Origin of the sequence: Lunatimonas lonarensis, from assembly GCF_000390185.1 — a bacterium.
In the GTDB taxonomy this organism is placed as follows: domain Bacteria; phylum Bacteroidota; class Bacteroidia; order Cytophagales; family Cyclobacteriaceae; genus Lunatimonas; species Lunatimonas lonarensis.
Window position 1 is genome coordinate 327,836 of record NZ_AQHR01000085.1, and the last position, 23,407, is coordinate 351,242.

Consider the following 23,407-nt stretch of genomic DNA (forward strand, 5'->3'; position numbering starts at 1 on the left):
AATCGTTATTTAATAGATGGTTTAGGTTATAATCCCAGTAAAAGAATGGTCACGGTGAAATAAATCAACAACCCAGTTATGTCAACCACAGTGGTGATTGCCGGAGATGCGGCCACCGCAGGATCCCCACCAAAGCGTTTGACTGCCAAGGGAAGGCTAGCCCCTATACACGTGGCTGATACTACCTGAAGCGAAAGGGCGAGGGAGATGACAAAAGCAAGCTGGGTAAGTGTAAACTCTGCCGGAATACTGGTTTCCCAACTCAAAAACAACACTTTCAGAAATGCAAGCACTCCGAGACATACCGCCAGCATAGACGAAATTTTAAACTCTTTAAACACGATCCCCAGCCACTGTCTGGGGCCTATTTGACCCAGCGCAAGGGCTCTAACAATCACCGTAGCGGCCTGGGAACCGGAGTTTCCACCCGTATCTGCCACCATGGGCATGTACAGTGCCAATATGATCAACGCCTCCAGTGTGGATTCAAACTTATGGATGATCATACCCGACAAAATTCCCACCGCTGCGAGGGATACGATCCATACCACCCGCTTTTTGAAATGCAGCCAACTTGAGGTATGGATATAGTCGTTTTCCGAGCTCTCCGACATGATTCCCATAAACTTCTCCATATCCTCTGTATGCTCCGCGCGTATTACTTCAATGGCATCATCCTGCGTCACAATCCCAGCTAGCTGTCCTGCTTGATTGAGAACTGGAATAGCCAACAAATCATAATCCTCTATCTTTTTGGCCACCAACTCCCGGTCTTCATCTACCGTCGTAAATACGAACTTGTCATGTAGAATCTCGGAAATCAGCTGGTTGGGCGAAGCCATGATGAGGTCTTTCAGCGAAACAAACCCGACCATCTTCATCCGATGATCTACGACATACACATAGTATATCATTTTCTTGGACGGAGAGTCCCTCCTCACCTTCGCCATGGCGGAGTCCACACTCATACTTGCTTGGATGGTAGCAAAGTCCGTGCTCATAATTCCACCGGCTGTCTCTGGCGGATAGGAACTCAGTTTGATGACATCCTCTCGGGCAGCTTTGCTCAGATAGGGCAGAATTGCAGCCTGTTCTTCCTGAGACATGTGCTGATAAAGGTCACAGCGGTCATCAGAAGCCATGTTTTCGAAAATGGGAGCAAACCTTTTTTTGCTGATCTGTTGGAAAAAGCTTAACTGTCGGGTGATCTCAAAATGCGAAAATACCTTTGCCTGTTCCTCCGGCTCAAACCGATCAAAAACCTCGAGGATACTGCTCTCTTCCAACGACTCCAAAACTTCCGCAACTTCCACCGAAGGCATTTTTTTAAATGCCGGTAAAAGCTCCTTGATTTTTTGCTTTTGGGACATAACTATCCATCGTTCTTTCATAAGAGTCTCCTTTTTAAGGTTCACTTTGCTGGCCCTCAATTTCCCAAGTCACCTCCATCACCCCATATTCTAGGAGGAGTTTTCCCGCCAAGGTTTCCATGATTCGATCCCGGTTTCCATAAGATAGGATCTTGGCCTCAACAAAGGCATGCTGCGGGTTTCCGTTGTCAAAGCTTTTCAGGGATTGCAACCGAAGGTTTCCATCAGACTTGATAGTATCCAGCATGGTTACCCGCAAATGGTTCTCTACCTTTTCCAAGCACTTGATCCTAAATCCATAAAAAAACGTGCCCGTCCTCTCATCCTCCGGCATATCCGGAATTGCGTTCACCTTCCTACCAATCGGCCTCAATAAAAGGTGGGCCAGCATCACCGCCACGGCTGTAACTGTTGCCTCAGCGTATAGGCCCACCCCAGATAGGCATCCTACCGCCGCAGAGCACCAAATTGTGGCAGCTGTATTCAGCCCCTGAACGTTCAGCCCGTCCTTCATGATAACTCCGGCACCGAGAAAGCCAATACCCGTTACAATCTGACCCGCTACCCTGGAGGGGTCGCCCGTATCTCCGGTAAGCGAGACCGAAAGCAGCACAAACGCAGAGGCACCTAAAGAAACAAGGGTGTTTGTTCTCAACCCAGCACTTTTTTGCCGGTACTGCCTTTCAAAACCAATCGCCGATCCAAGCAAGAAAGCCAGTCCCAGTCGGATTACGAATTCAAATATTGTCATGTAGACCCCCCCACTGTGTGGCGCAAAGAATCATCTAACCTGATAGAATAAATCAGATCCGATATGTCCGCTTTAGCCGCTTAAAACTGATTTCCACTATTTCGATTACCTACGCCACAAAATTAGAGACACTGATGTTAGGATGCCTTTAGGAATCCATTAGAAATAAATTAGAAAATCATTAGAATTACGCTATCATCCATCCAATTCAATAAAAACGGCGTGATCTGGTGCTTTCTGAACGGAGGAATATCGTCCTTGGAAATACCTACGTCTGGTTGCTGCCCTATTTCCTTTGTTTTTTGTACTCTTATCCTTATTTCAGGAAAAAGATCTTCAGACCCGCCGGGCAGGGAATCTCAGCCTGCGCCACGCAGGTGGTATACTTAGGATCTCCCGACTGTATACCGCACACTTCGACCCAACCGAATTTTGCAGGATGGGCTTGCCATACAACCGATCGAAAAAGCTCTATCCCGGTTGGATAAAATTTTTAGGAGTGGTGCCATACTCCTGCTTGAAGGCACGAATAAAATAGGTCGGACTGTTAAAACCGGCCAAATAACATACTTCCTGTACTTGGTATTCGCCGAACTGTAAAAACTGTCTGGCCAATTTCAGGCGTTCCTTCAGCACAAACTCCATGGGAGCCAAGCCCAGTTCGGCCTTGAAAGTACGGGAAAAATGGGCTTTGCTCATACAGGCCTTCTCAGCGAGCATATCCAGATTCACCTGTTCCCTGATGTTTTCCTTGATGAACGCCACCACATGTGCCACTGGATTAGAGGATGCCATTGACTGATAGGTTAGTTCGAGCATCTCCCGGGCCTGGGTCTGGGTAAGGCGGATCAGCAACTCCTTGAGGGCAAAAGAGGCTATCAAATCCTTTTCCTTTGATCGTTCCTTTACCCCGATACGAATAAACCTATTGATGATTTCGGACAGATCTTTTGTATTGATCAGGTGAAAATAGGAAAAATCCAGCCCCCACTCCTGTGTCAGCTCCTTTTTCGGGAGGCGTTCGTTGAGCAGGGTAAATGTGTTTTTGATCATCTCCGGTGAAATGGAGAGTGCGATGCACTGGGTGGGGTTATCTTGCTGGGCCTCGGGAAAATCAATCTTCATTACCTCATTGGGAGGCACAATCACCGACTCTCCGGGCAGGTAGTCAAAGCCAGGCTTGTCGAACAGATGCATCACTTTCTTGCCTTTAAGCATCGTAGTCAGCACCAAATCTCCAAATTGAAGGTTAATTGCTTCTGCCTGTTGGTGGGTTTCAAAAATGTTCAGTTCGCATTCCTCCAGGGTGTAGGTGGTTCGGTTTTCAACGAGGGTTCGTAGATCCCGGTCAGACCGCCAAGGTACTCCGGAAATAAACTGGACTGGCATAATAGATCACGTTGGGTTTCGGTTAAAGTTAAGGGATTTCCACTACATGTCACTACTTTACGATCGAAAATATCTGCCTCGGAACCGGGACAAAGCAAAAAAGTGCCTATTTCTTGGTTTTGATCAACCAAGGTGGATAAGAAGATACGATAGGTTGATTACGAGTTGGAAATTTGGAGGAAATTTGGAGTAATCTAAAAATAACCGAATTATGACAACAAACACATTAACGCAGGCCAAGCCTGTAGAAAGACCGGAAATCAAAGAAAAATACGACCATTTCATTGGCGGAAAATGGGTGGCACCCGCCTCGGGCGAGTATTTTGACAACATTTCCCCCATAGATGGCAAGCCCTTTTCGAAGGCTGCTAGAGGCAATAAGATTGACATTGACATGGCACTTGATGCTGCCCACGAGGCTTTTCAGACCTGGTCCAAGACCTCTGCGGCAGAGCGAAGCAGGGTGTTGCTCAAGGTCGCGGATATTATTGAGGAAAACCTTGAATTGTTGGCGAGAGTTGAGACCATTGACAACGGTAAGGCCCTTCGGGAAACCCGCGCTGCAGACCTACCGCTATGCGTTGATCACTTCCGCTACTTTGCCGGAGTGATTCGGGCCGACGAAAGCTCCATCTCCGAACACGATGAACATACCGTTTCCATCGCACTACAGGAACCACTAGGCGTAGTAGGGCAAATTATCCCTTGGAACTTTCCCCTGCTAATGGCCACCTGGAAAATTGCACCGGCCTTGGCGGCAGGTTGCTGTACGGTGGTAAAACCCGCCGAACAAACGCCTACCAGTATTATGGTGTTGATGGAACTCATTGCGGATGTGGTTCCTCCAGGTGTATTGAATGTGGTCACTGGATTCGGCCCGGAAGCAGGCAAACCCCTTGCCACCTCTCCGAGGGTCGCCAAGGTGGCCTTTACGGGCGAAACGACCACCGGTAGGCTGATCATGCAGTACGCCTCTGAAAACCTGGTCCCCGTCACTATGGAGTTGGGAGGCAAATCCCCTAATATTTTTATGAAATCAGTGGCCGACGCCGATGATGAATTCTTCGACAAAGCCGTGGAAGGCGCGGTGCTGTTCGCCCTTAACCAGGGAGAGGTATGTACCTGCCCCTCCAGAATCTTGGTACATGAGGACATCTACGACGTTTTTATGGAGAAGGTAATCGAACGGACCAAGGCGATCAAAATGGGACACCCCCTTGCGGAAGACACCATGATGGGAGCGCAGGCCTCCAACGATCAATTTGAAAAGATCCTTTCCTATCTGGACATCGGAAAACAGGAAGGAGCCGAGGTTCTCTGCGGTGGCGATCGCGCCTCCCTAAACTCAGGGTTGGAAAACGGCTACTATATCCAACCCACCATCTTCAAAGGCCACAACAAAATGCGGATCTTCCAAGAGGAAATATTTGGCCCAGTAACCTCAGTAACCACTTTCAAGACTACTGAAGAGGCAATTGCAATCGCCAATGATACGCTTTATGGACTAGGTGCCGGACTATGGTCCCGCGACGCCCATGAACTGTATCAGGTGCCAAGGGCCATTAAAGCGGGCCGTGTGTGGGTGAACTGCTATCATGCCTACCCTGCCCATGCTCCCTTTGGTGGGTACAAGAAATCAGGGTTTGGACGTGAAAACCACCTTATGATGCTTAACCATTATCGGCAGACCAAAAACATGCTGATTTCGTATAACAAGAATAAACTGGGTTTCTTTTAACTGACTAGGGGGCGGCGCGGTGCTCCGCCCCCTATCTTTCCCATCCCTGAAACCAACCCCAGATAAAACAACGAACCCTGTGCCAAAACAAGATAACGTTGCCCGAATACTGATTACCGAATCTGCCAAGGAGGTCATAGACAGCCTTCGAAAGCAATACGGCACCGAGCTCATGTTTCACCAAAGTGGCGGATGCTGCGACGGATCTTCGCCAATGTGTTTCGAGAAAGGTGATTTCAAAGTAGGGGGATCGGATATTTGGATGGGAGAAGTACACGGCTGTGACTTTTTTATGAGCGCGGATCAGTTTTCCTACTGGAAACATACCCAACTGACATTGGATGTAACCTCAGGAAGAGGAAGTAGTTTTTCACTCGAAATCCCCATGGGTATTCGCTTTCTGATCCGTTCCCGCCTGTTTACCGAAGAGGAACTTACCCGGTTATCACCTATCGAAACCGGCGACGACTACCTGAACAGATAAACCGCTTTTTTAATTTACATTTTTTGCCTAACTTTTTACTCGAATAAACCCAAACCTACCTTTTATGATCCTAATCGAGAATTATACCCTCGCCATTCTTGCCTTTATCACTTGCATGATTTGCTGGGGATCCTGGGCCAATACCCAGAAAATGGCCAGTAATTTCCGCTTTGAGCTCTATTACTGGGACTTGATCATCGGTATTTTGATCACTGCTTTTGTCGCAGCGATCACCTTGGGTTCCATGGGCACCGAGGGACGTACCTTCTGGGAAGACCTCTCCCAGGCAGAGGGCAGGAGCATTTTGATGGCAATTCTCGGGGGAATCGTATGGAACCTGGGAAACCTACTATTGGTAGCAGGCATAGCCCTCACCGGGCTGGCCGTGGCCTTCCCCATCGGTGGAGGCCTGGCCTGGGTGCTCGGGATTGGGTATAATTTCTTCTTGGAATACACGGACAAAGGCAGCACAGAAGGATCCCCACTTCTTTTGCTGGTGGGGGTTTTGTGTATCATTGTGGCCATATTCTTCTCCGGCAGGTCCTATAAAAAACTGGAGGGCGAATACAGCAAGGCCTCCACAAAGGGGATAGTGGTTTCCGTGATCGCTGGGATACTTATAGCTTTTTTCTATGGATTCGTGGTGCAGTCCATGGACAATGCCTTTGTGGCAGGGGGTACGGGCAGCCTCACCCCTTTTACAGCCGTATTCTTCTTTTCCATAGGTACCCTTATTTGCACGCTAATCGCCAACCCCCTATTTATGAAATACCCCGTCCATGGTACCCCTGTTTCCATGAAAGGTTACAAGGCCGCCACCCTCAAGGAGCATGCTGCCGGATGGACAGGGGGATTGATTTGGATGGGAGGAATGGTACTCAGTTTTATGGCCGTGGGAGCGGGAAGCCCAGCCATTTCCTATGCCCTAAGCAACGCGGCCCCAGTGGTAGCGGCTATCTGGGGAGTATTTATCTGGAAGGAATTTGCAGGTTCTGATCAAAAGACCAATCGCTTATTGGCGGGGATGTTCGTTTTGTACCTGATAGGTCTGGTGATCATCGTGGTTTCCAAATTGGTTTAATCTACCGGCAACAAAGCCCCATACCATGCAATTAGGCATAAGCTCATATACCTATACCTGGTCTATCGGAGTAGGCGAACAAAAGCCCTCCTCTCCCCTGGATGCCCATGGGCTTTTGCAAAAGGCAATGGAACTGGGAGTAAAACTGGTTCAACTGGCGGATAATATCCCATTGGAACGCTGGACAGACGAAGCGTTAAGGGAGTTCGGCCAAAAAGCCAACGATATGGGGATTGGACTGGAAGTAGGTGGCAGAGGGCTTACCCCCGAACGGCTAACTCAATACATTCGTATTGCAAAAATCCTTGGCTCCCCCTTTCTCCGCTTTGTTATTGATGGGGAGGATTATGAACCTGACCAAGAAACCATCCAAAATATCATCAAAGACGGGTTAAACTCCTTAAGCAATGCAGGAATTCTCCTAGCCATAGAAAATCACGACCGATTTCTGAGTAGGGAACTTGCGCAGTTTATCCATCAAACCAACCCCTTGCAGGTGGGCATTTGCCTGGACTCCGTAAATTCCCTGGGTGCGGGAGAAGGAATTCAGGAGGTATTGGGCCAATTGATTCCTCTCACTATTAATTTCCACATCAAGGATTTTGGGATTAAGCGGAAGGATCATCAAATGGGGTTTGAGGTTTTTGGCACCCCGGCCGGTGAAGGGCTTCTGGATATCCCGGGAATCATCAAAAAATTAAAGCATTTCAGAAGATGCGGATCCTGTATCCTGGAACTCTGGACCCCTCCCGAACGGGACATAGAAGAAACTGTAAAAAAAGAGCAGGCATGGGCCAGGCAAAGCATCGCCTATCTTCAATCCTTGGGTCTTTTCGAAAATTAAATCGTGTAACATGGAAAACACATTGAAATTTGCCGTGTTTGGTGCCGGTTTTTGGGCTAATTATCAAATCAGCGCATGGAAACAGGTGGGCGGAGTAGAACTACTGGCCATCTGCGACCCCGACAAGGAAAAAGCCAAAAACATGGCGCAAAAACACGGTATACCAAAAGTATATACTGAGGCGGAAAGCCTATTTGAGCAGGAAAAACTGGATTTTGTGGATATCATTTCCAGTATTCCTTCCCATGCTCCTCTGGTAAAAGCAGCAGCCAAAGCCGGTGTACATGTGATCTGCCAAAAACCCATGGCCCAAGACTACGCCACCTGCCAATCCATGGTGAAAGCTTGCGAAGAGGCCGGTGTAAAGTACTTTATACATGAAAATTTTCGCTTCCAGACCCCTATTAGGGAATGTAAAAAACTGATGGAAGAGGGAAAGATTGGCACCGCTTTCAGGGCCAAGATGACTTTTTGCTCGGGCTTTCCGGTATTTGACAACCAGCCCGCATTGGCAGAACTGGACCGTTTCATCATCATGGACCTTGGCGTTCATATCCTGGATATGAGCCGCTTTTTGTTTGGCGACGTGGAGAAACTCTACTGCCAGACCCAGAAAATCAACCCCAACATTAAGGGGGAAGATGTGGCCAACACCCTTTTGACCATGAAAAATGGGGTAAACTGCTTTGTGGAGGTTTCCTATGCCTCCCAACTGGAGCAGGAGACCTTTCCTCAAACCCTTATCCTCATCGAGGGAGATAAGGGCTCCATACGACTGGATTATAATCACCACATTACCCTAACTCAAAAAGGGCAAGGAAGCCAAAAATTCAAAGCCGATCCCCCGCAATATGCATGGGCAGATCCTGACTATGCGCTTATCCACTCATCGGTGGTCACCTGTAACCAAAGCATACTGGATGCCCTGATGGACCGTGTCCCTGCCGAAACCAGTGGTCAAGACAACCTAAAAACCATGGAATTGGTCTTCCTGAGTTACGAATCTTCTGACAACAATAAAGTTTTGTTTACCCAATGAGCGAACGATTTAGCGCAAGCTACCTCATAGAAACCTCCCAATCACTGGAAAAGGCCGTCCAAACCATGGCTGGCGAACAGTCCACCGGCACCTTTGTGAAAATCCCCGGGGAAACCGGGGAGTTGATGGAAAAATATGCCGCCAAAATTGAAGAGCTGGAGGAACTGGAAACCGTAGACCAACCTGCCCTACCCCATGCCAAGAAGGGAACACCCATAAGGAGGGCCAGAGTGAAGCTTAGTTGGCCGGTGGAAAACATAGGCCCCAATCTTCCCAACCTCATGGCGACCGTGGCGGGAAACCTTTTTGAATTGGCTCCTTTTTCAGGACTCAAGCTTTTGGACATACGTTTGCCCGACAGCTTCGAAAGCGTGTATCCTGGCCCGGGATTTGGCATAGGAGGCACCTATAAGAAAATCGGAATAAGCGATAGGCCTATCATAGGCACTATCATCAAGCCCAGCGTGGGACTAGATGCAGCATTGACCGCCAAGCAGGTTAGCACCCTTATCGATGCAGGGCTGGATTTTATCAAGGATGATGAACTTATGGGAGACCCCACCTATAACCGCTTTACGGAAAGGGTGGATGCCTGTATGAAAGTGATCAACAACTATGCAGATAAGCACGGCAAGAAGCCCATGTATGCCTTCAACCTAAGCGGTACCATGGATGAAATGAAGAAAAGACATGATTATCTCCTGGAAAAAGGGGGAACCTGCATCATGATCAACCTGATATGGGTGGGGCTTAGTGGTATACAAGAAATGGCAGGTCATACGCAGTTGCCCATACATGGCCATCGAAACGGTTGGGGCATCTTCCAACGACATCCACTTTTGGGTATTGAATACCCTGCCATGGCCAAGATGTGGCGACTTGCCGGGGTGGACCATCTGCATTGCAATGGTATCCGAAACAAGTTCTGTGAAACCGATGATTCGGTTTTTGCATCCATCAAGGATTGTCTTACGCCCATCTGGAGTGATCAAGACAGGGCCATGCCGGTACTTTCCTCTGGACAGTGGGCTGGTCAGGCCTTTGACACCTATAAAGGTATACAATCCACCACCCTCATGTATTTGGCCGGGGGAGGAATCATGGGCCACCCTGGTGGGATAGCGGCCGGTGTGGAAAGTTTGCGCTATGCCTGGCAAGCCGCAATGGAGGGTCTCGATGAGCAGGCAGCCAGAGAAAGATACAAGGTTGTGGATGAAGCATTTGAGTTTTTTGGATGAGAAAGGAAAAAGACATACTCTTAGGTTATTACGGGGATGACTTTACAGGTTCCTCCGATGTGTTGGAGGTACTGAGTCTACTGGGTATCCCCACCATTTTGTTTTTGGAAGCCCCAAGCAAAGAGCAGGTAGAAAATTTTGCCTTTAAGAACCAGGATTTGGGAGCTTTTGGACAAATCGCCTTTGGGGTGGCTGGGATAGCCCGAAGCCTGGCCCCTGCCGAAATGGAAAAGGAGATTGACCCGATTTTTGAGAAAATGGCCAAAATTCCTTTTCGGTATTTCCATTATAAAATCTGTAGCACCCTGGACAGTTCCCCAAAGGTGGGTAATATAGGCACTGCCATGAAGGTGGCCGAAAAACATTTTCCTTCAGACTTTATCCCCTTGGTAGTGGGTTTTCCCACCTTAAACCGCTTTGTAGCCTTTGGGAACCTGTATGCACGGATAGGAAAAACCACCTACCGGCTGGACCGACACCCGGTGATGGCCCGGCACCCTATCACTCCCATGACTGAGAGCGATATCAGGCTGCACCTGAAAAAGCAAATGGATAGGGACATGGAGCTCGTAGAGCTTCAGGAATTGGAAAACCTGCCCCTAAGAAAGCCCGAAGAGCTACTCAGAATCCCAGAAAAAGGGGAGGCTGCTCCCCTACTGCTCTTTGATACCGTGGAAAACAATCAGCTCAACCCCATAGGCCAATGGCTGCATAGGCACTGCCGGCAACGGAATCAACTGCTACTTGGTTCCTCTGCGATGGAGTATGCGCTGGGAAGGGTATATGGCACCGATAACAAGGTGAAATCACCACCCAAAGCCGTCACTCCTATCCTGGTGGTAGCTGGCAGTTGTGCGCAAAATACGGCTGATCAGATCCTGCACGCCGAAAAGATTGGATTTCAATTAGTTAGGATAAACGTAAAGAAACTGTACCAGGAGCAGGATCAAAAAGGGGAGATTGAGCGGGTGGTAAATGAAACACTCAGCTCCTTGCAAAACGGGAATCATACGGTGGTTTTCTCAGCCTTGGGACCCGAGGATCCCCACGTGAAAGCCACATTGAATTCCGAATGGTCAAAAAAAGAACCCCAAACCATTGCCAAAGCCCAGGCAGTGATAACCAAAACCATTGTAGAGGAATTCCCCCTGAAACGGCTGGTCACTGCCGGAGGGGACACCTCTGGGTATATCCTTAAAGCCTTGGACATAGTTGCCTTTGAATTTGCTGGAGAGTTGGCCCCGGGTGCACCCCTATGCATTGCCCACGGCAAAAACAAGTGGGTGGATGGGATGGAAATTGCCATCAAAGGAGGACAGAACGGCAATCACCGCTATTTTGAATATGCCCAACAAGGAGGAATTGTATCATAGAAAATAAATGTGAGATGCAGTCAAGGACTGCGAAAAATAAAAAATACCCTTATGAAGACTAAAGTAACATTGATAGGTGCCGGAGGCAAAATGGGGATACGGCTCAGCAACAACCTAAAAGACCACCCCGATTACGAAACATCCTACCTAGAGGTGAGCGAGGCGGGTTTGGAAAGAATGAAAACCATTGGGGTGACACCCGGCAAAGCCGAAGACTGTGTCCCCGATGCGGATGTGGTAATTTATGCGGTGCCTGATGTGGCGATTGGCAAAGTGACGGCCAACTATGTACCAAAAATGAAGACGGGGGCTATTGGTATGTTCCTAGACCCCGCCGCCCCTTTGGCAGGACATCTAGCACATAGGGAGGATATCAGCTACTTTGCCTCCCACCCATGCCACCCATCGGTTTTCAATTGGGAACCAAACGAAAAAGCCCATTATGATTACTTTGGAGGCATTGCTGCCAAGCAAAGCATCGTATGCGCCTTGATACAGGGTCCTAGGGAGCATTATGAGGTAGGTGAAAAAATCGCCAAAGTGATCTATGGCCCGGTAAACAAATCCATAGAAGTAACCATTGAGCAGATGGGGATCTTGGAACCTGCATTGTCGGAAACCTTCTGCGGGGCCATGATCACTGCCTTAAAAGAAGGTGCGGATGCAGCCATTGCCAAAGGAGTGCCCCAGGAAGCCGTGTTTGAGTTTCTAATGGGACATATCAATATAGAGCTTGCCCTGCTCTTTGACCAATTGCCAGGAGGTAAATTTTCCGATGCCGCTATCAAAGCCATTGAAATCGGCAAAAAGAAAATCTTTAAAGACAACTGGAAAGAAATATTTGAACCTGAATCGGTAAAAGAACAAATTAAAGCCATCACCTAATGAAGTTATCAATTGGAAAGTGCACCTGGTTTTTTAGCTTGGGTGTGTTAATGATGAATTGTAAAGCAGACCCTACCATAGAAACCATAGGGCAATGGGAAAGCTATGAGATCAGCTTTGAGGCTGCCAATGCCTATGAAAACCCCTACACGGGAGTAGACATGTATGCCCTTTTCACCGATGAAACAGGGATTACACACAAACGTCCGGCCTTTTGGGACGGGGACAAAGTCTGGAAAATCCGCTTCGCTCCCCCGGAAGCAAATCGTACCTATTCCTGGGAAACCTTTGCCAATGTACAGGATCCGGGCCTTGTAGGTAAAAACGGAACGTTGTTTTCTTCTCCTTACCGTGGCAATAACAGGCTTATTCAGAAGGGCTTTCTCACGGTATCGGAGGGAAAAAGAAATATAATTCATAGAGACGGCAGCCCTTTTCTGCTTGTGGGAGACACCCCGTGGGCACTTCCCTTCAGGGGAACGGTGGAATCGGTGGGCATCTATGCCAAAGACCGCCAGAAAAAAGGGTTTAATGCCACCCTCCTGATGACCGTTCAGCCAGACCAAGAAGCCGAGGGGCCGGACAGCCGCACCGAAGATTATGGGTTTGGCAGGGGCTTTCACGATCTAAAGGATGGACACCTCAATGAGTTGAACCCCGGGTATTTTCAGCTGTTGGATAAGCTATTGGGAATTCTGCACGACCATGAAATTGTCCCGGTTTTGCAGCCGGTATTTCAAGGATTTGGCTGGAAGGGCAAAAATGTGCTTGGCAATAAGGCTGTTCCAGAGGAATATGTAAGATACACCAAGTATTTGCTGGCCAGGTATGGAGCCATGCCTGTTATGTACCTGGTATCCGCAGACGGTCACGGGAAAGAACCGGGCATCAAAGAGACCGGAGAAATGCTCTTGGAATGGGATGCCTATGGGCAGCCAAGGGGTATTCACTATAACCCCTTTGATGAGGCTCCTCCCTCAGGATATACCGGTGACCCGGATAGGTTCCCAAAACATGGAAACAAATCTTACCAAGCGGAAGAATGGTTGGATTTTCAATGGTGCCAAACAGGCCATGGCGGCGAACACATTCTGCATAAGGTAGAAAAGATGTACCACAACACCCCGACCAAAGCCGCGGCAAACGGGGAGCCCACTTATGAAAGAATTGGAAACCCCGACAAAGCCACCGGATGGTGGCAGGGCCATGAAGCCTGGTCCCAATGGACTTCTGGAGGTACCATGGGCGTAGTGTATGGGGCTGCAGGACTTTGGAACTGGAAGCTAAGGACAGAGGAACCGGGTTTTGACGCCTGGTCCACCACCAACGCTTCCTGGGAAGAGGCTACTGCCTTTGAAGGAAGTAAATTCCCGGGCCTTTTTGGCAAAAGCCTGGAAGGATATGACATCACCGACATTGAGCTTTCCAACCAGGGAAATGATAGACAAAAGGTGCTTCAAAAAGGAGATTCACTATATGTGGCCTACCTTCCCGAGGGGGGCAAGCTTCAGTTGGGCGGGGTCAGGAAAGACCTTCCTGTGGTATTTTTGGATCCCAAAACCGGAGAGAGAAAAGATCAGGGAAATTCAAGTGAAGAGGAAACCAAATCGTATGACCTGCCCCAAGGTGAACCTTGGGTGGTTATTATTGGAGAAAAATCCGCCACGCCATGACCGGAAAAAAACTCAATGCCGGAAAACTATCTCTCTGGTATGAAGAGGGCTTTTTGCGTTATATCCAATATGGGAACCAGGAAGTCATCCGCATGATCAACCACGCGCTGAGGGATCATAACTGGGGCACTTTACCCATGAAAATCGAGGAGGAAAATATAAAAGAGGGAAAGGAAACCTTTAATATCCACTACAAGGCCTCCTTTAATCATGGGAATATTTCCTTTGCCTTGGATTGCGAAATCCGGGGCCATCCGGACAACAGCCTAAGTTTTTCCTATAAAGGAAGGGCTTTGAGTGATTTTACAAGAAATCGCATCGGGTTCACTGTATTACACCCGGCAAGCCCCTGTGTGGGCAATCCGATCTCCATCGTCCATACCGACCAAAGCCGTACCCAAAGCCACTTCCCGGTGCAAATCAACCCCCATCAGCCCTTTATGGACATCAAAGAAATGCATTGGAGTCTCGCAGAGAACATTGGCGCCGGCTTGTATTTTGAAGGGGAAATATTTGAAACGGAAGACCAACGAAATTGGACAGACGCAAGTTACAAGACCTATTGCACTCCCCTGGGCATTCCCTTCCCTGTTCAGCTTCGTAAAGGGGACGAAGTAAATCAAAAAATAACGCTAAAGGTAAAAGCACCGGAGGGCCTTTCCCCCCAAGAGGAAGTTGATAGTCCCGTAGTTGTATCTATAGATCAGGATTCGGCACTAACTCTTCCGGCGTTGGGTGCTATGCTCACCGGACCTATGAAACAGGAGATCATCCGTGAATTGGTCAATGATCTTGGCCTTGATTATCTCCGGGTAAATATTGAATTGGATGAGGATACTGATGAATCTCCTCTATCCAGTACCAAAAACCTGGAAATACCATTGGAATTGGCGGTGTTTTCGGATGACCCAGATGTAGAAAAGCTGAAAAATTGGACAAAGGAATCCGGAAAGATCAAGCGGCTATTGCTTTTCGGTAATACCTCAAAGGTGACTCCAGAGGGCTGGTTAAACAAAGTGCCCGAACTGAGGCAGGCTTTTCCAGAGACCCAACTGATCGGTGGCACCGATGCCTTCTTTGCCGAACTTAACCGGGAAAGGATCGATGCAGGTAGGTTGGACGGAGTTAGTTTTTCCATCAACCCTCAGGTTCACGCCTTTGATGACCAATCTCTCATTGAAACTTTACCCGCCCAGGGGTACACGGTAAAGTCCGCTCAATCCTTGTACCCCGGCAAACTTGTGGGAATCAGTCCGGTCAGTTTTCACATGCGATGGAACCCCAATGCCACAGAACCCGGCAAGCCGCTGAGAGAACCTACGGGCTGGACAGATCAGCGGCAATACACCCCTTTTGGGGCTTTTTGGTGGTTGATCAGCCTAAAGTACCTGCATCTGGCAGGTGCAGGCAAAGTTTGCTTTTTTGAACTGATGGGGGAAAATGGTTGGGCTCGGCAAGTGGGCGAGGGTTTGGAAAAATCACCGGCCTTTGCGTTGCGGTCCCAGCTGAAAGACTACCGAAAAGCTCTCCCCTGTTCCAGCGAGAAGCCGTTATTGGTAGATGCCATTGCGTTTGAGAATGACCATGAAATCTCCCTTTTCGTTGTCAACTGGACTAAAACAGAGGTATCTATAAAGGTTCCGGGAGGTTTCACTCCAGTTGCCTATTTGACGGAGCAAAAATTCGAATGGCATAAAGCTGACATTAGCTCCATGCGTATGCCTCGCAGAAGCCTTGTACATTACAAAACAACCCTTTGAAGCCGAAAATCGGCCTCAAAAGGTTGTCCAGAATATCATAAAAAACAACTGCTAAGCTCTGCTTTTCCGCAACTCCCACAGACAACAGCGAAGGGGAATATCCTTTTCGATTTTACCATCCCAATCAACGCCGGGCACCAAAGCATCATCCGGTTTTACACTACATATCGTGGGATAGCGGGATCAACACCGCCCGAAGATCGGGATCGGGCATGTCCCTGTCAAACGGAAACATTGGGCGATTGATACGTTTGTAATCCAGCCTCTCCAAATCTTGGTCTACACCTCCAGGTGTCAATGCCATAATCCAGTCACCTCGCATGTCGTAGAGTTCCGGAACGAGGTAGCCAATTTTCACGACTACTATATCCGCTTCCCTTGGTTTGAGGCCAAGACGGGTAAAATCGGATTCCAAATGATAAGGCTTACGCTTTTTCGTAACGATCACGTATGCACTGCCTACTTTGACCACCACCTCCGTTTCGGCATTTCGATCCCCATGTTCGATCGCTGTTACCAAACCTTCCAGCAAAATCGGAGGCGCAAAACGATCGTCAACTGCCGCACCGGCCTTGGCAGATACCCTGTTGCCCACTCCGGCCTTGATCGCAGCTTCGACGAACTCCGGCCCCGGCAGAGATGCATATATCAGGCTAGGCCCATTTTCCCGCTTGAACTCCGGACGCTTCAATATCTCATGCATTGTCCAGGTAACATCCCCGGCGCCGCCAGCGGTAGGATTATCGCCCATATCACTTATCATAAAGGGTTTTTTGTCACTCTTGACGGCTTTGTCCAAGGCTTCTTTCAGTGTAGTGGTAGGTGCAATAAAATCAAAATCATGCCGAACAGCCCAAAATGCCTGCGCCAACTCCTCGGCCGTAGTAGTTACCGCTGCCTTATCGTCTCCCGTCACCATCACCACGCCCTGATTTCTGGGCTCATCTGCCCAAGCGTATCCTATCCAGATGGCTGCATCTACCACTCCCTCCCTATCGGCTGCCGGGTACACCTTGGCATAAAGGCTCTTTCCCGGATCTACCCGGGTACTTGTTTTTTCACCCGGCAATAAAATGGGCACAGGGATCCAAGCCTTGTAGGCAGGCTTTCCCTTACCGCTTTCCAAGCGATCCAGTAAGTTATCCATTGCCCGCTTTTTCGATTCCAACGCATCTTCATGGGGAGCCATGCGGTAACAGGTAATGATATCCGAGTGGCCTGCCAGCTCCTTGGTGACATTCCCATGGAGATCCATGGAAGTGGAGATAATGGTCTCCTTTCCAACTACCTCCCGTATGCGGGTGATCATGTCTCCCTCGGGGTCATCCAACCCCTGCACGCTCATTGCCCCATGAATATCGAAAAACAGGCCGTCATACGGCAGGTTTTCCCGAAGCATGTCCAGCGTCTTTGCCATCATGGATTCATACGCATCCCGGGCCACAATTCCACCTGGAATGGCATGTCCCCGGAATGTGGGGAACCACACCGCACGCTTTCGGTTCGCCGAATCAGGTGCCATGAAAGGGTAATAGGAGAAAATTTCCTCCCCGATCCGTGCATGAAAAGCATCCTCTTGCGTTACAGCCGGTGAAAATGTGCTCGACTCAATCGCCAGGCCTGCAATGGCCACACGGGGCAGTTTACGTTCTTCGGTTTGGTCATTTCCGGAACAGGCAACCAACAACAGGCAAGCGGCAAGGCCTGCGAAAATCAAATTGGATCTTTTGAAAAAGGAATGGTTCATAGAGAATTCGTTAGGATGGTTGTAGTGTCCAAAAATAAGAAACCCAATTGAAAAAAGAAATTTTTAGCTAATTACAAGTTAAACTATCGATTTTTTATTTAAGTCAGCACCAATAGACAAATTTAACAATTTCCTGTCCACACATATTCCATTGCGCCTTTATCATAGAATGGCATGGTGCATTTGTTCTGTACAGGATCTACCTCCATTTTCATTAGCTTGAGCGATTCGAGGAACCATAAATTACTACTGGGAGTGGCTAGCGAATAACCAACTTTTGCTGAGCAGGGAAGCCGGCCACCATCGCGCATTTGACCACATAGAGCCCTGGCGTTAATCCCGTAAGATCGAGCTCCACGCCAAGGCTTCCCGGAAGAACCGGGATGCTGCGCCTAATCCGACCTTCATAACCATAGATTTCGACTTGGCCTCCCGTCTCCAGGGCATGGGAAAAGGTAATCTTTAGCCGGTCCGAGGCGGGATTCGGAAACAGCTGCAACGACGGATAAACAGCAAGCTCCACCTCATTGGAAGCTGCTTCTACGTCAAAAGTAGCTCTAAACCTATGCCTGCCGGGAGGCAAATCGGATACTTGGGTACTCCAAGATCGAGGTCCTGTACGTACCCAATTGACCGAAATAACCTGCTCTCCATTTGCCTGTATCAGCGAAGGATAGACGTCCAGCCCCAGCACATCAGAGGTTTCCACAACCAACTGTTTTACATTGACCTGCGATTCCACACGGAGATTAACTCCTTGCGGATTTGAAAACTCATTGGGAGAACCCAACCGAACTAGCAGGGGTTTGGAAGAGAGTGGAAGTTGTAGCCCGCCCTCACCATTTTGAATGCTTACTTCCTCTCCATCATAGGATAGACCAGACAGGTACCAAGCTTCCCGAACTGGCCGGTCCATGGGTAGGGTCAAAAAGACAGCACTAGAATCGGAGCCAGTCACCGGCCGCCAGGCGAGTAAGTGGGTTTGTTCTCCCATGTCATTCCGAAGGGCATATACATATCCCTGCTCATCCTCCCTTAGTACTTCGTCAAAGTACAAATCGCCCATACGCTCCTGCATGGCTGCCACTGCCACAAAGGAGCGTTTCTCTCTAAACTGTGATAACTTGGATTCTGTAAGTCCGGAACGATCGTAATTTAGAGGTGTTCCTCCCGCAGGAATATCCACATTGGCATAAAAATACCAGTGGGCACGGTCTACCCCCATACGGCTAAGCCAAAACAAGCCCCGAAGTGCGTAAACCGCCTGATCCATGGCAGAAACGGCTTCTGAGTTTACGGCTGTCTCATTGGCACTCGACGCATCCCAGCCCCATTCGGTTACATGAACTTCCTTATCCGGCATATTTTTGTCCCTAAACCGCATAGCCGCAAAAAGTGCCTGCATGGTCGACTCCGGGTGTTCCGGATGCACAGCTATCCTGGTACCCGACGCATTTCGGGTATAGGAATAAAGGTGTACGTTCACCCCATCAAGGTATTGGGCCGCTGTCTCACTAAGTTTTAACCCCATGTAATTCTTTCCCACACCTGAGTTCCCTGATTCCGTTCCGGAGGCCTGAAGGGCTGCGGGAAGAACGATCAAATCGGGATCTGCTTCTTTTAGGCCCTTGGCCATCCCCTCCAGAATCTTGACATAGGTGGAGTCTGAATAGTCCCAGGGCTCATTGCCCACCTCAACCGTCCGCACCAGGTTCAGCTTTGCCGGACCGTAGACAGATCCAAAGGCCTGGCCAAGGGCGTATGCCGATTCAAAAGGATTTCCCCACGCGGTTTCCGGAAACCTGTCAAAGGTAAAGGTTGCGTCCACCGTAAATCCTTTATTTTTCCAGTCTTGGTATTCTCTGTGCCACTGTGTCCACTGCATATGCACATTCAGGTTATCCGGATCATAGGTAGGGGTAAAGTCCGGGTCTGTGGTGTCCCAATGGATGTTATGGTAATTTCTGGCCTGTGAGGCAACGCGACTAAACTTCTGTGCACCTTCATTTGGTCCCTGCAAGCTAGGAATCTTGTTTGTACCCCATGCCCAAACAGTGTTAAGGCCAAATAACTCTGAAAAACTTCGCTGCTGCGGTTTGGGGGAAGGGGCCGGCCCGTAGGTCCCATGCTGATCGTATACGGTAATTTCCTGAACGGTGGCCTTTTTGAAATTCTCATCCACCAGATCATGTACCAAACGAACGTAACGGGCTTCGAAGGGCTCTCCCATCGATATTAGCTGCGGATCGAGCCTACTTGGATCCAATACTTCTATCAGCTGCAGATCTTCGAGCGTCTTGCCTGCGAATAGCCGGGCACCCAATGAATTGTTGCTGCCATTCCAATGCCTGGTACGAATCCAAGATACCGATTTGATTTCTCCCAGATCCAATGTAATGTGCTCCGAAAGAGGTTTTGAGTAAGCTCCGATTTCCTGGATGGAAAAGGGAGCCTCTGCACTGAGGAAAATCTCGGTAACCGCATCCATGTCCACAACATGCCGCAGATTTGCATTGGTGCCAGCCGGGTGAATCAACTCGGTAACATTTCCGGCGGCATTGGATAGCCGGATAGTGACCGGAACCGTCAATCCGGATCCCACCCTCAAGTTCAACCTTCTGACAAAGGCAGGCTCCAGTACCAATCGATACGTAGCTGTTCCGTCCGTTCCAACTTGGATCAAAGGCGTAAAATTCCCCAAAACTCCGTCAGTCGCGTTAACAACCTGAACCCCGCCCGATGCCTCGCCCTGTCTTCCCAAGAGGATATTCTGGTCAGGATTGGAAAGGTAGCGGTCAGGGAGCGGATTGTCGGAAATCCACGAAGTGGCAAAATTATTATCCAAAGCGGCTTGGGGCTGATGGACGGGGTTGGACACCGATGAACTTGCTGTCACCTGGCTTCCCTCGGATAGGGGCGCATAAATACCCGCATCCGGATCCCATACTACTTGAGGCCCGGGCACAGGATCAGCACGTAACTCGCCAAAGGCGGCAACTTCAAACACCGATACTTTACGAAAATTTTGGGCCCGAACGGTGTGGGCGATGCGTATGTATTTGGCCCGGTATGAATCCATCAGCACGGTACGGGTCAATTCCAGTGATTCGGGATTCAAGTCGGCCACCCAGTCGAGGCTGTCTGGGTGCAATCCGACATAAAGTGACGTTTTCTCCGCATTTCCTGCCCCCGCCCAATGCTTGGTGTGTATCTCTTTTACCCAATTTGCACTGTCCAATTTCAGCGTCAAAAACTCTACGAAAGGCTGCCGGGTCATCCCTAGTTCAAAAATATAAAAACCTGCTGGACTACTAAGTTCAAACCCGGTTATGGGTGGGATGTCCGGAGAAAACCGGAGATGCTGGAAGTTGGCAGCTAAGGGGTAGTGAAGTTCATGAATATCACCATCCGCCTGAAATAATCGCACCGTCACCGCTTGTTGCAATCCTCCCAACCGCAACCCTAGAATTTCAACGGGAACGGCTTCAGGAAACCAATGACTTACGCTGGCAACGCCATCCCTGACAGGAATGGACGGCGTGGCAGTTTGCAGGCTGCCATCGGTGGCCGCAGCAAGTGGGATGCCGGAGGCTGAAAACAATGGAATCCCTAACAGCACATTATGATGGGTTTGTGACAGATACCTGTCCGGAAGGGGATTGTCTGAGGTCCAATTGGTATTCAAGTTTCCGTCAATTGCCCTGTCGGGCAAGGCAGATTGGTGAACCGAACTCGCGGTGACCGTTCCATGAAGCGGAAACAGTTCTTGCTCCTGAAAGGAAAACACCTGAAAAAACACACAAAAACCAACGAATGTAAGTGAAACCTGCCTTGAAAAACCCATTATCTCATTCATTTCACACACGGCCGATCAGCCCATTTTACATATTGAAAAAGTTCAATTCAGAACTAGCGTAAATGTAGCAAACAATCCGAGCATAAAAGAAACAAATCCAGGTATTTGTAGTTAACAAATAAAAAACGATGAACTCATTTCTAACGCCTGTTTACCTGGTTACCGGTTTTCTGATTATTTACCTGACAGTTTTGGTTGTTGACCTAAGCATGGGTGTAATCTTGTTTATGTTTTCGGCCAGTCCTGTACTTGTACTTTGGATGGTTTACCGGGTACTGAGGGCAGATGTAGACAGTGCCTACACATTTGAAGAAAAATGGTATGAAGATCAGTAGCTGGTTCAGCTTCCTCTTAAATTTCATTGCGTTTCTGCTTTGATTGCTGACATGCCTGGTCGTATTTTTGCGCATGCTCAAACGATTACTTGCCCCATTTGCCACCCTCCTATTTCTCTGTATAGCTGTCTGCTGTAAACGCACAGGAGTAGAAACCGAAAGCAGTTCTTCTTGGAAACTGGTCAAAATAGACTCTTTTACGGTTAACTATACCAAGGAAATCCATGGGGTTGCTTTTAATGGCAGAACCGGGGTGTTTTACCATTTCAAGGACGTTTCGTTGACGCAGTTTGACAACAAGGGCAACCTACTGGGGACGGCACCGGTGCCCGAAGATGGCCCTGAAGCGATGGGCTACATTGTTGGCATGAGGTACCGGCCTGACGGATCTTTGCTGTTGCAGTCGTTAAACGGTGAAATCGGCATCATGGACAGTAGTCTCACCCTTCAACGCCATTTGCAAATGCCCTTTCAATCTACCCTACCCACCTTGCGGAGCAACGTGAAAAGCCTGGACTCCCAGGGCAACGACGTATTGGTCTACTTTCCGGGCAGGAACGGTACCAACCCATTTGAGAAGGGCTACTTCAAGAACAATTTCCTACTGGAGAAAATTGATTTGGAATCTGGAGAGGTTCAGCCTGTATTTAAGCTGGCTCCCGAGAGCAAATTCCAGGAAGATACGTATCACGATACACCCTATGTACTGATTGCTGTTGGTGGGCATGATGAGGTACTTTATGTACTGGATAACGACCCGATTATTCACCGGTACGTGTTGAGGGGCAATGACGTACCTTCCTTATCTATACCATTGGAGGCCCGCAAATTTATTCAAGTAACTCCCCAACCCATCCCTCTGGGCAATATGGACGGTGTGTACCCTGGGGTTATTGACGGTATTCACCCAATTACCGGAGGATTTGCGGTCACCTACGGGGAAGGGCTGACGAAGGAAGAAGTGGATAACCAACGATATGCAGATCCAAGAGCCCTGAAGTCCATTCAACGAAACGTGTTAAAGTTTTATTTTTATGACAAAGGCTGGTCAGATGAAATAGACCTACCCAGGGAAATTTCAGAAATACTATACATTGAAGGACCGGAAGGCATAAGCTATGGTCTAAAAAATGTAGCCTTCGGTGGCTCGCAAACGACCAATCAAGTGACCATATACAAACTGGCCATTGAATCCACCGGGTCAACGAAGGGCAACAGGTAATTGAACCCGTTGTCCTATTCATTATGTATCTCCAACTGCAACAAAGCCAACACCTGCTGTTTAAAAAACGCCTGTTTGGCAGCAAACTCCTGTTCATCTTCGATCATAGCCAGGTAATAGTAAGCCCCCTCCACTACCACAAATAGTTGCTCAGCCAGTCGCTGGGTATCGCTTTTCGCCAACACCGGATCTTGTTTCAGAATTCCCTCTAACGTCTCCCTCAGTGCAAGATGAAGCTCGCGATACGCTTTTTTGATTGCCGGCTCCCTAAAAATCAGGGCATAACAGCTGTAAAACACACCATCATCGAACAATAGGTTCCACTCTCTTGAAAACAGGCGTTCTACCAGCTTTTCCAGATCGAGACTTTTGGAAGATCGTAGTTGCTCCAAGGTAGGCTCGTATATTAATTGATAATGTTCTAAGATAAAAGTTATCAGTTCTTGGATCAACAGGTCCTTGCTAGGAAAATAATGCATGATCAAACTTGGCGGTATGTCCAACCGTTTGGCAATCTTGGCGATCGAGGCATTTTCCAAGCCAACCTCCTGTGCCAATTTATAAAAACCCTCTACAATCTCCGTCTTCCGCTCTTCTCGAATCGATTTCTTCATTTCCAATT

Annotated in this window: 18 protein-coding genes; 12 read left to right on the forward strand and 6 right to left on the reverse strand. The window is 48.7% G+C overall.

All coding sequences use genetic code 11. The features are described 5' to 3' along the window. Positions 1-26: 26 nt before the first annotated feature. The 3 genes from mgtE to ADIS_RS14130 all read right to left on the reverse strand — a co-directional run bounded on the left by mgtE (position 27) and on the right by ADIS_RS14130 (position 3,510). On the reverse strand, positions 27-1,391 hold the full coding sequence (mgtE, locus tag ADIS_RS14120) for a magnesium transporter (RefSeq protein ID WP_035806033.1): 1,365 nt from the start codon (positions 1,389-1,391) through the stop codon (positions 27-29). Positions 1,392-1,404: 13 nt separating this feature from the next. Next, on the reverse strand, positions 1,405-2,121 hold the full coding sequence (locus ADIS_RS14125) for an MgtC/SapB family protein (RefSeq protein WP_010855247.1): 717 nt from the start codon (positions 2,119-2,121) through the stop codon (positions 1,405-1,407). A 471-nt stretch (positions 2,122-2,592) separates the two neighbouring features. After that, complete coding sequence (locus ADIS_RS14130; RefSeq protein WP_010855248.1) at positions 2,593-3,510, reverse strand: AraC family transcriptional regulator; 918 nt, start codon at positions 3,508-3,510, stop codon at positions 2,593-2,595. Positions 3,511-3,721: 211 nt separating this feature from the next. On the opposite strand from ADIS_RS14130, the gene ADIS_RS14135 reads away from it, so the two are divergent. From ADIS_RS14135 to ADIS_RS14180, 10 genes are all read left to right on the forward strand, one after another. Further along, entirely contained in the window at positions 3,722-5,248 is a 1,527-nt protein-coding gene (locus ADIS_RS14135; protein WP_010855249.1) for an aldehyde dehydrogenase family protein, read from the forward strand. A 79-nt stretch (positions 5,249-5,327) separates the two neighbouring features. Next, entirely contained in the window at positions 5,328-5,732 is a 405-nt protein-coding gene (locus ADIS_RS14140) for a DUF779 domain-containing protein (RefSeq protein ID WP_010855250.1), read from the forward strand. 64 nt (positions 5,733-5,796) lie between these two features. Beyond that, on the forward strand, positions 5,797-6,813 hold the full coding sequence (locus ADIS_RS14145; protein ID WP_010855251.1) for a GRP family sugar transporter: 1,017 nt from the start codon (positions 5,797-5,799) through the stop codon (positions 6,811-6,813). Between the two features lie 25 nt (positions 6,814-6,838). After that, the gene (locus ADIS_RS14150; protein WP_010855252.1) at positions 6,839-7,657 is read left to right on the forward strand and encodes a sugar phosphate isomerase/epimerase family protein; all 819 of its coding nucleotides are present in this window, start codon (positions 6,839-6,841) and stop codon (positions 7,655-7,657) included. 10 nt (positions 7,658-7,667) lie between these two features. Further along, positions 7,668-8,696, forward strand: coding sequence for a Gfo/Idh/MocA family protein (locus ADIS_RS14155; RefSeq protein WP_010855253.1), 1,029 nt, complete (start codon positions 7,668-7,670; stop codon positions 8,694-8,696). Beyond that, the gene (locus ADIS_RS14160) at positions 8,693-9,934 is read left to right on the forward strand and encodes a ribulose-bisphosphate carboxylase large subunit family protein (RefSeq protein WP_010855254.1); all 1,242 of its coding nucleotides are present in this window, start codon (positions 8,693-8,695) and stop codon (positions 9,932-9,934) included. The genes ADIS_RS14155 and ADIS_RS14160 overlap by 4 nt, the downstream gene beginning before the upstream one ends. Next, positions 9,931-11,307 (forward strand): four-carbon acid sugar kinase family protein, encoded by a 1,377-nt coding sequence (locus tag ADIS_RS14165; protein ID WP_010855255.1) that lies wholly within the window; start codon positions 9,931-9,933, stop codon positions 11,305-11,307. Before ADIS_RS14160 ends, ADIS_RS14165 begins: the two co-directional genes overlap by 4 nt. 51 nt (positions 11,308-11,358) lie before the next feature. Then, positions 11,359-12,192, forward strand: a complete 834-nt coding sequence (locus tag ADIS_RS14170; RefSeq protein WP_010855256.1) for a phosphogluconate dehydrogenase C-terminal domain-containing protein — start codon at positions 11,359-11,361, stop codon at positions 12,190-12,192. Continuing rightward, entirely contained in the window at positions 12,192-13,865 is a 1,674-nt protein-coding gene (locus tag ADIS_RS14175; RefSeq protein ID WP_155907467.1) for an apiosidase-like domain-containing protein, read from the forward strand. The genes ADIS_RS14170 and ADIS_RS14175 overlap by 1 nt, the downstream gene beginning before the upstream one ends. Then, positions 13,862-15,625, forward strand: a complete 1,764-nt coding sequence (locus tag ADIS_RS14180) for a hypothetical protein (protein ID WP_010855258.1) — start codon at positions 13,862-13,864, stop codon at positions 15,623-15,625. The genes ADIS_RS14175 and ADIS_RS14180 overlap by 4 nt, the downstream gene beginning before the upstream one ends. A gap of 160 nt (positions 15,626-15,785) precedes the next feature. On the opposite strand, the gene ADIS_RS14185 is transcribed toward ADIS_RS14180, so the two are convergent. Together ADIS_RS14185 and ADIS_RS14190 are read right to left on the reverse strand one after the other, a co-directional pair. Then, complete coding sequence (locus ADIS_RS14185) at positions 15,786-17,372, reverse strand: M81 family metallopeptidase (protein ID WP_010855259.1); 1,587 nt, start codon at positions 17,370-17,372, stop codon at positions 15,786-15,788. A gap of 259 nt (positions 17,373-17,631) precedes the next feature. Next, positions 17,632-21,216, reverse strand: coding sequence for a T9SS type A sorting domain-containing protein (locus ADIS_RS14190; RefSeq protein WP_010855260.1), 3,585 nt, complete (start codon positions 21,214-21,216; stop codon positions 17,632-17,634). A 140-nt stretch (positions 21,217-21,356) separates the two neighbouring features. On the opposite strand from ADIS_RS14190, the gene ADIS_RS14195 reads away from it, so the two are divergent. Next, on the forward strand, positions 21,357-21,563 hold the full coding sequence (locus tag ADIS_RS14195; protein ID WP_010855261.1) for a hypothetical protein: 207 nt from the start codon (positions 21,357-21,359) through the stop codon (positions 21,561-21,563). A gap of 73 nt (positions 21,564-21,636) precedes the next feature. Then, positions 21,637-22,785 carry a hypothetical protein gene (locus tag ADIS_RS14200; RefSeq protein ID WP_155907469.1) on the forward strand — a complete coding sequence of 383 codons (1,149 nt, stop codon included), beginning with the start codon at positions 21,637-21,639 and terminating at the stop codon, positions 22,783-22,785. Between the two features lie 14 nt (positions 22,786-22,799). On the opposite strand, the gene ADIS_RS14205 is transcribed toward ADIS_RS14200, so the two are convergent. Further along, positions 22,800-23,399: a TetR family transcriptional regulator gene (locus tag ADIS_RS14205; protein ID WP_010855264.1), complete on the reverse strand. Its 600-nt coding sequence runs from the start codon at positions 23,397-23,399 to the stop codon at positions 22,800-22,802. Positions 23,400-23,407: the final 8 nt, after the last annotated feature.